6 protein-coding genes are annotated in these 6,663 nt (G+C 54.6%); all 6 read left to right on the top strand.

Features of this window, described 5'->3' with window-relative positions; all coding sequences use genetic code 11:
- The first annotated feature begins 84 nt into the window (after positions 1-84).
- The 6 genes from AC0L7R_RS17790 (at position 85) to AC0L7R_RS17765 (ending at position 6,662) form a co-directional block, all read left to right on the top strand.
- Positions 85-753 (top strand): hypothetical protein, encoded by a 669-nt coding sequence (locus AC0L7R_RS17790; RefSeq protein WP_473658189.1) that lies wholly within the window; start codon positions 85-87, stop codon positions 751-753.
- A gap of 288 nt (positions 754-1,041) precedes the next feature.
- A complete protein-coding gene (locus tag AC0L7R_RS17785; RefSeq protein ID WP_473658187.1) occupies positions 1,042-2,778 on the top strand; it encodes an extracellular solute-binding protein in 1,737 nt (578 codons plus the stop codon).
- 89 nt (positions 2,779-2,867) lie between these two features.
- Positions 2,868-3,932 carry an ATP-binding cassette domain-containing protein gene (locus AC0L7R_RS17780; protein ID WP_473658185.1) on the top strand — a complete coding sequence of 355 codons (1,065 nt, stop codon included), beginning with the start codon at positions 2,868-2,870 and terminating at the stop codon, positions 3,930-3,932.
- The gene (locus AC0L7R_RS17775; protein ID WP_473658183.1) at positions 3,932-5,008 is read left to right on the top strand and encodes an ATP-binding cassette domain-containing protein; all 1,077 of its coding nucleotides are present in this window, start codon (positions 3,932-3,934) and stop codon (positions 5,006-5,008) included. The genes AC0L7R_RS17780 and AC0L7R_RS17775 overlap by 1 nt, the downstream gene beginning before the upstream one ends.
- Complete coding sequence (locus AC0L7R_RS17770) at positions 5,005-5,868, top strand: carbohydrate ABC transporter permease (protein WP_247128726.1); 864 nt, start codon at positions 5,005-5,007, stop codon at positions 5,866-5,868. The genes AC0L7R_RS17775 and AC0L7R_RS17770 overlap by 4 nt, the downstream gene beginning before the upstream one ends.
- Complete coding sequence (locus tag AC0L7R_RS17765; RefSeq protein WP_247128725.1) at positions 5,865-6,662, top strand: carbohydrate ABC transporter permease; 798 nt, start codon at positions 5,865-5,867, stop codon at positions 6,660-6,662. Before AC0L7R_RS17770 ends, AC0L7R_RS17765 begins: the two co-directional genes overlap by 4 nt.
- Position 6,663: the final 1 nt, after the last annotated feature.

Raw genomic sequence — 6,663 nt, 5'->3', positions numbered from 1 at the left:
GTTGGCACGTGGGAAGTGATGTTAACCATACGTTAAGTAAGATTTTCCTAAGATGAACGCCTGTTCTGCTTTGGGGTGTTCATCATGACAATATTTCGTACCTACGCCGCACTGGGATGTCTGACTGTTCTCGCTGCATGTGGCGGATCGTCGGGATCGGGTGTTGTATCTACCTCTGGCCCGATCAGCATTCAGGACGTCAACGCTGCGGGTGACGCTTATTTCAGGTTTGCCGCAGATGGTTTCATGGCGCTTGATCAAGCGGCCTTGGAAGCGCAAGGATCGGCGTCTTATGACGGGTATATGCTGGCGGTCCCGAACGGGTCGTCTGATGCGTTGGTCGGGCGGGCGCAGATTGATGTGACCTTCACAAACGGTGGTGATCTCTCGGGTGATGTGCGTGATCTTGTGCTTATCCCCGAAAATGAAGACGTCGTTGCGATCCTACGCGCCGACCCCGCAGACGGCTACACTCCGATCGGTGACGCGACAGCGCTGACGCGATTGTCTGGTGAATTGGACCTATCTGGCGGGGAACTGCGCGGGTCGAGGATTGATGTCGATGTGTCCGGGACTGTGGATATTCCTGGCGCCGCATTTGATGCGCGCCTCAGCGGCACAGAGACATTTGATGTGAGTGGAAGACTGCAGAGTCAGGTTGCCGAGACGGGTGAATTTGTCGGACAGGGTTCGCTATTTGCGCGTGGGTCAAGATTGCAATTCAACCTAGGGGCTGTTGTGTTTGCTGAATAATTCTGTGCGTTGACCTGAAGTAATTGGCTGGGGGATGACACCTACACCGGGTCGTTGTTCGCGACAGAAAGGGGTGGTTAGGCCAATTACTGCTTCCTCATACTGAGGGTGCTGTGCTGTTTTGGCTACGATTAGTATTCCAACCACATCAGAATAAATAATCCAAAACAGTGACTTAAAAGAAATGTTCTTAACTACTAATATTTTAGTTTGACAAAACACGCCCGTCGCGACGACAGTAGGGTGTCGGCGAAATCCGGCTCATAACATCTTTAGGGAGGAGAAAAGATGCGTAAGTATCTGCTCTCCGCAGTTGCGGTTTCAGCCGTGGTTGCGGGGTCCAATAGCGCTTTGGCTGATGAAGCCGCAGCACAACGTTGGATTGATCAAGAATTCCAGCCATCCACATTGTCCAAAGACGATCAGATGGCCGAAATGCAGTGGTTTATCAACGCTGCAGAACCGTTTTCTGGCATGGAAATCAACGTCCTGTCCGAAGGCATCCCGACACATTCCTACGAAAGCGAAGTCCTGACAAAGGCGTTCGAGGAAATCACGGGCATCAAGGTAAACCACCAGATTTTGGGTGAAGGCGAGGTCGTTCAGGCCGTGCAAACCCAGATGCAAACGAACCGCAACCTGTATGACGGTTACGTCAACGATTCCGATTTGATTGGTACCCATTCGCGTCTCCAGCAGGCTTACAACCTGACCGAACAAATGGCCGGCGATTGGGCCGCAACGACGTCCCCGACGCTTGATCTGCCTGATTTCATGGGCAGTCAGTTTACGACTGGCCCGGATGGCAATCTGTATCAGTTGCCGGATCAGCAGTTTGCGAACCTGTATTGGTTCCGCAAGGACTGGTTTGACAATGCTGATTACCAAGCAGCGTTTGAGGAAAAGTACGGCTACCCGCTTGGTGTGCCTGTCAACTGGTCGGCGTATGAAGATATCGCCGAGTTCTTTAGCAACGATGTGAAAGAAATCGACGGTGTCGCGATCTACGGTCACATGGATTACGGCAAACGTGCGCCTGACCTTGGTTGGCGGATGACGGATGCGTGGCTGTCTATGGCTGGTGCCGGATCGAAGGGCGAACCAAACGGTGTGCCAATCGACGAATGGGGCATCCGCATGGAAGAAGGCACCTGTAACCCGGTGGGTGCATCTGTCACACGTGGTGGTGCGGCGAACGGTCCAGCGGCTGTTTATGCGATCCGTAAGTGGGACGAATGGCTGCGGGCATATGCGCCTCCAGGTGCTGCGTCTTATGATTTCTACCAGTCTTTGCCAGCATTGGCCCAAGGCAACGTAGCCCAGCAGATCTTCTGGTACACAGCGTTCACAGCCGACATGGTTGCCCCGCAGTCCGCAGGCAACAACACAGTTGATGAAGAAGGCACACCACTTTGGCGTATGGCCCCATCCCCGCATGGTCCATATTGGGAAGAAGGTCAGAAGGTTGGTTATCAGGACGTGGGTTCATGGACGTTCCTGAACTCTACACCGTCTGATCGGGCTCAGGCGGCTTGGCTTTATGCCCAGTTCGTCACATCCAAGACTGTGGACGTGAAGAAATCCCACGTTGGTCTGACATTCATCCGCGATTCATCTGTGAACCACGAAAGCTTTAGCGAACGTGCACCACAGCTGGGTGGTTTGGTTGAATTCTACCGGTCCCCTGATCGTGTGGCTTGGTCGCCAACCGGCATCAACGTACCCGATTATCCAAAGCTCGCGCAGATTTGGTGGCAGCAGATTGGTGACGTGAACTCTGGCGCGTTTACACCGCAAGAAGCCATGGACCGTCTGGCCGAAGAAATGGACATCACCATGGGTCGTATGCAGGCAGCTGATGAAGCCGCCAATGTTTATGGCGGATGTGGTCCACGTCTGAACGACGAACAAACTGCGGAATACTGGTACGCAAACGGCGGCGCAAAGCCACCGCTTGAGAACGAGAAACCGCAGGGCGAAACCGTCAACTACGACGAACTCGTTGCTCGCTGGGCGGCACAGTAACCTCCCTGTTGGGCATCTGCCTAACGCACGCTGGGGCCTTTTCATTGGGGCCCCAGCACTTACGACACATCTGACCGGCAAGGGCCGTTATGACACTCCAAGTAAATGATATTTCCAAAGTGGTTGGTGGGCAGACCCATATCAAACCAACGACTTTGACGCTTGAGACAGGCCATTTCAATGTCCTGCTTGGGAAGACCGGATCGGGCAAAACGTCACTGATCAAAATGATGGCCGGACTTGATCCGATTGCCAGTGGCCAGATCATCATGGAAGGCCAAGACGTGACCAAGCTGACGACGCAAAAGCGTAACATCAGCCTCGTCCATCAGTTCTTTGTGAATTACCCGCACATGACCGTGTATGACAACATCGCCTCGCCGCTGAAAGTGGCTGGGATGGCGAAGTCGGAAATACAGGGTCGCGTGGAAGAAGCCGCAGACATTCTGCAGTTGCGCCCGATGCTGCATCGTAGGCCACACGAATTGTCCGGTGGTCAACAGCAGCGAACCGCACTGGCACGTGCGATTGCGAAGGAAAGCCGCGCAGTGTTTCTGGACGAACCGCTGGCGAACCTTGATTACAAACTGCGTGAAGAATTGCGCGAACAACTGCCCGAACTTTTCGCGGGGCGCGGCGCGGTCGTTGTCTATGCGACATCCGAACCAGAAGAGGCGTTGCTGCTGGGTGGTTACACCGGATTGATGGACGACGGGAATGTCGTCCAGTTCGGCAAGACTGCCGACATCTATCGCACGCCCGGATCGCTAATGGCCGCTTCTGTATTCTCTGACCCACCGATCAACACGGCCGTGGTGACGAAAATAGGCGATACTGTTTCAATGGGCGACGCGACTTGGCAGGCCGCAAATGGGTTGGCCGATGGTACCTACACGATGGCTGTCCGCCCGCATCACGTCACACCTGTCGCCAGCGCCCAGAATACGGTCGCGCTGTCCGGTAAGGTGCTTGTGACGGAATTGTCCGGCTCTGAAAGCTCTGCGCATTTCGCGATGCCGGGAGCGGATTGGGTGTCATTGGCACATGGCGTCCACCCCTACGAGATCGGCGAAGATCATCCGTTTTACCTTGATCCGACCGCCTGCTTTTACTTCGCGCCTGACGGGTCGCTTGTCACAGGGGAAACCGTCTGATGGCCAAAATTACACTATCGAAATTGCGGCATAGCTACATGCCCAACCCGAAATCCCCTGCTGATTATGCCTTGAAAGAAATCGATCTGGATTGGTCCGATGGCGGTGCTTACGCCCTGCTTGGTCCGTCTGGATGTGGCAAATCTACGTTGCTCAACATCATTTCCGGTCTGTTGGAACCGTCCGAAGGGCAGATCCTGTTCGACGGCAAAGACGTGACCGCGTTGCCGCCTGATCAACGCAACATCGCGCAGGTTTTTCAGTTTCCGGTGATCTACGACACGATGACTGTTTACGATAACCTTGCTTTCCCGCTGCGCAATCGCGGTGTGGCCGAGGACCGCGTGAAGCAGCGCGTGACAGAGATTGCAGAGATGCTGGAAGTCACGGAAATGCTAGGGGCGAAGGCGGCTGGTCTGTCGCCTGACAACAAGCAAAAGATCTCCATGGGACGGGGATTGGTGCGGGACGATGTCAATGTGGTGATGTTCGACGAACCGCTGACTGTCATCGACCCGCATCTGAAATGGAAGCTACGGAGTAAGTTGAAAGAGCTGCACCAAAAGGTGCGCGCGACGATGATCTACGTGACGCATGACCAAACCGAAGCGTTGACCTTCGCCGACCAAGTGGTCGTGATGCAGGACGGTGAGATTGTTCAAATCGGCACGCCGGTTGAGCTGTTTGAGCGGCCTGCGCATACCTTTGTCGGCCACTTCATCGGCTCGCCCGGCATGAACGTTCTAGATGCAGAGGTGCGCGATGGCGGCGCGTTTTTGCAGGGTCATCATGTAGGCCTCGAAGGCACGATCAATACTGACGCGGGCACACCGCAGATCGGCGTGCGACCAGAGTTTGTGACGCTTGGCGATACGGGCCTGCCTGCAACGGTGCGCAAAGTGTCCGACATTGGGCGGCATAGCGTGGTTGATGCGATGATCGGCGATACATCCGTGAAAGCCGTGACCGAAGGCGCTGTTCCCGAAAAAGGCGCCGCTGTACACCTGCAATTCCAACAAAACCAGACACGACTTTACCGTGACGGCTGGCTTGCCACGACAGGGGAAAACCCATGAAAACCGAATCCCAAAAGGCGTGGTTCTTTGTGCTGCCAGTCCTACTACTGGTCGCCTTCAACGCCCTGATCCCGATGATGACCGTGGTAAATTATTCGGTCCAAGAAACATTCGGGAACAACGTCTTCTTCTGGGAAGGCCTGCGCTGGTTCGAAGAATTGCTGCATTCCGAACGCTTTCACGCAGCATTAGGGCGGCAGTTCCTGTTCACGGGCATTATCCTCGCGATCGAAGTCCCCTTGGGCATCATCATCGCTTTGTCCATGCCGCGCCAAGGCATGTGGGTGCCTGTTTGCCTCGTGCTCATGGCGCTACCGATGTTGATCCCGTGGAACGTGGTTGGCGCGATGTGGAACATCTTTGCGCTGCCTGACATCGGCTTGCTTGGCTATTTCATGAACACGACGCTCGGCATTGACTACGACATGACGCAAAGCCCGTTTGCGGCGTGGGCCACGATCATCACGATGGATGTCTGGCATTGGACGTCGCTGGTTGTCTTGCTGTCTTACGCAGGCCTCGTGTCGATCCCTGATGCTTATTACCAAGCGGCCAAGATTGACGGCGCATCGCCCTTCAAGGTGTTTCGGTACATCCAATTGCCGAAGATGAAACAGGTCCTGACCATCGCGATCCTGCTGCGGTTCATGGACAGCTTTAACATCTACACAGAGGTCTTTGTGATGACCGGTGGTGGACCCGGTAATTCGACCACATTCCTATCGATTGATCTGGTGAAAATCGCGCTTGGTCAGTTTGACCTTGGTCCGGCGGCAGCCATGTCACTGATCTATTTCGCGGTCACATTGCTGGTCTCTTGGCTATTCTACACTCTTATGACGAAGGATGACGCGCCATGAAAAAGCGTAATCTGATCCCGATTATTTATATTCTGTTCCTGCTGTTGCCGATCTACTGGCTGGTGGCGATGTCATTCAAAACCACGAACGAAATCCTCGCGGGGTTCAGCCTGTTCCCGCAGACGTTCACGGTGGAGAACTACACGACGATCTTCACCGATCCGACGTGGTACTGGGGCTACATCAACTCGATTATCTATGTGTCACTGAACACGGTAATCTCCATCGCGGTGGCCCTGCCTGCGGCCTATGCATTCAGCCGGTATCGGTTTTTGGGCGACAAAACGTTGTTCTTCTGGCTGCTGACCAACCGGATGGCACCGGCAGCGGTCTTCGCCTTGCCGTTCTTCCAGCTATATTCTGCGGTGGAGTTGTTCGACACCCACCTCGCAGTTGCATTGGCGCATTGCTTGTTCAACATCCCGCTGGCGGTGTGGATTTTGGAAGGCTTCATGGGCGGCGTCCCGAAAGAGCTGGACGAGACTGCCTATGTCGATGGCTATTCCTTCCCGCGCTTCTTCATGACGATATTCTTGCCGTCAATCAAAGCGGGTGTCGGTGTAGCTGCGTTCTTCTGCTTCATGTTCTCATGGGTGGAACTGCTGCTGGCGAAAACCCTAACTGCGGTGGATGCGAAACCAATCGCTGCAACAATGACCAAAACGGCGTCCTCTGCGGGGTACGAACTTGGGCTATTGGCCGCGGCTGGCACACTGACGATTATTCCGGGCGCCATCGTGATCTACTTTGTGCGCAACTACATTGCGAAGGGCTTTGCCCTCGGGAGAGTTTGAT

It is taken from the genome of Yoonia sp. D2-7 (assembly GCF_055809435.1).
Note: the sequence above shows the minus strand (reverse complement) of the source record. Positions and strands in the feature narration are given on the sequence as shown.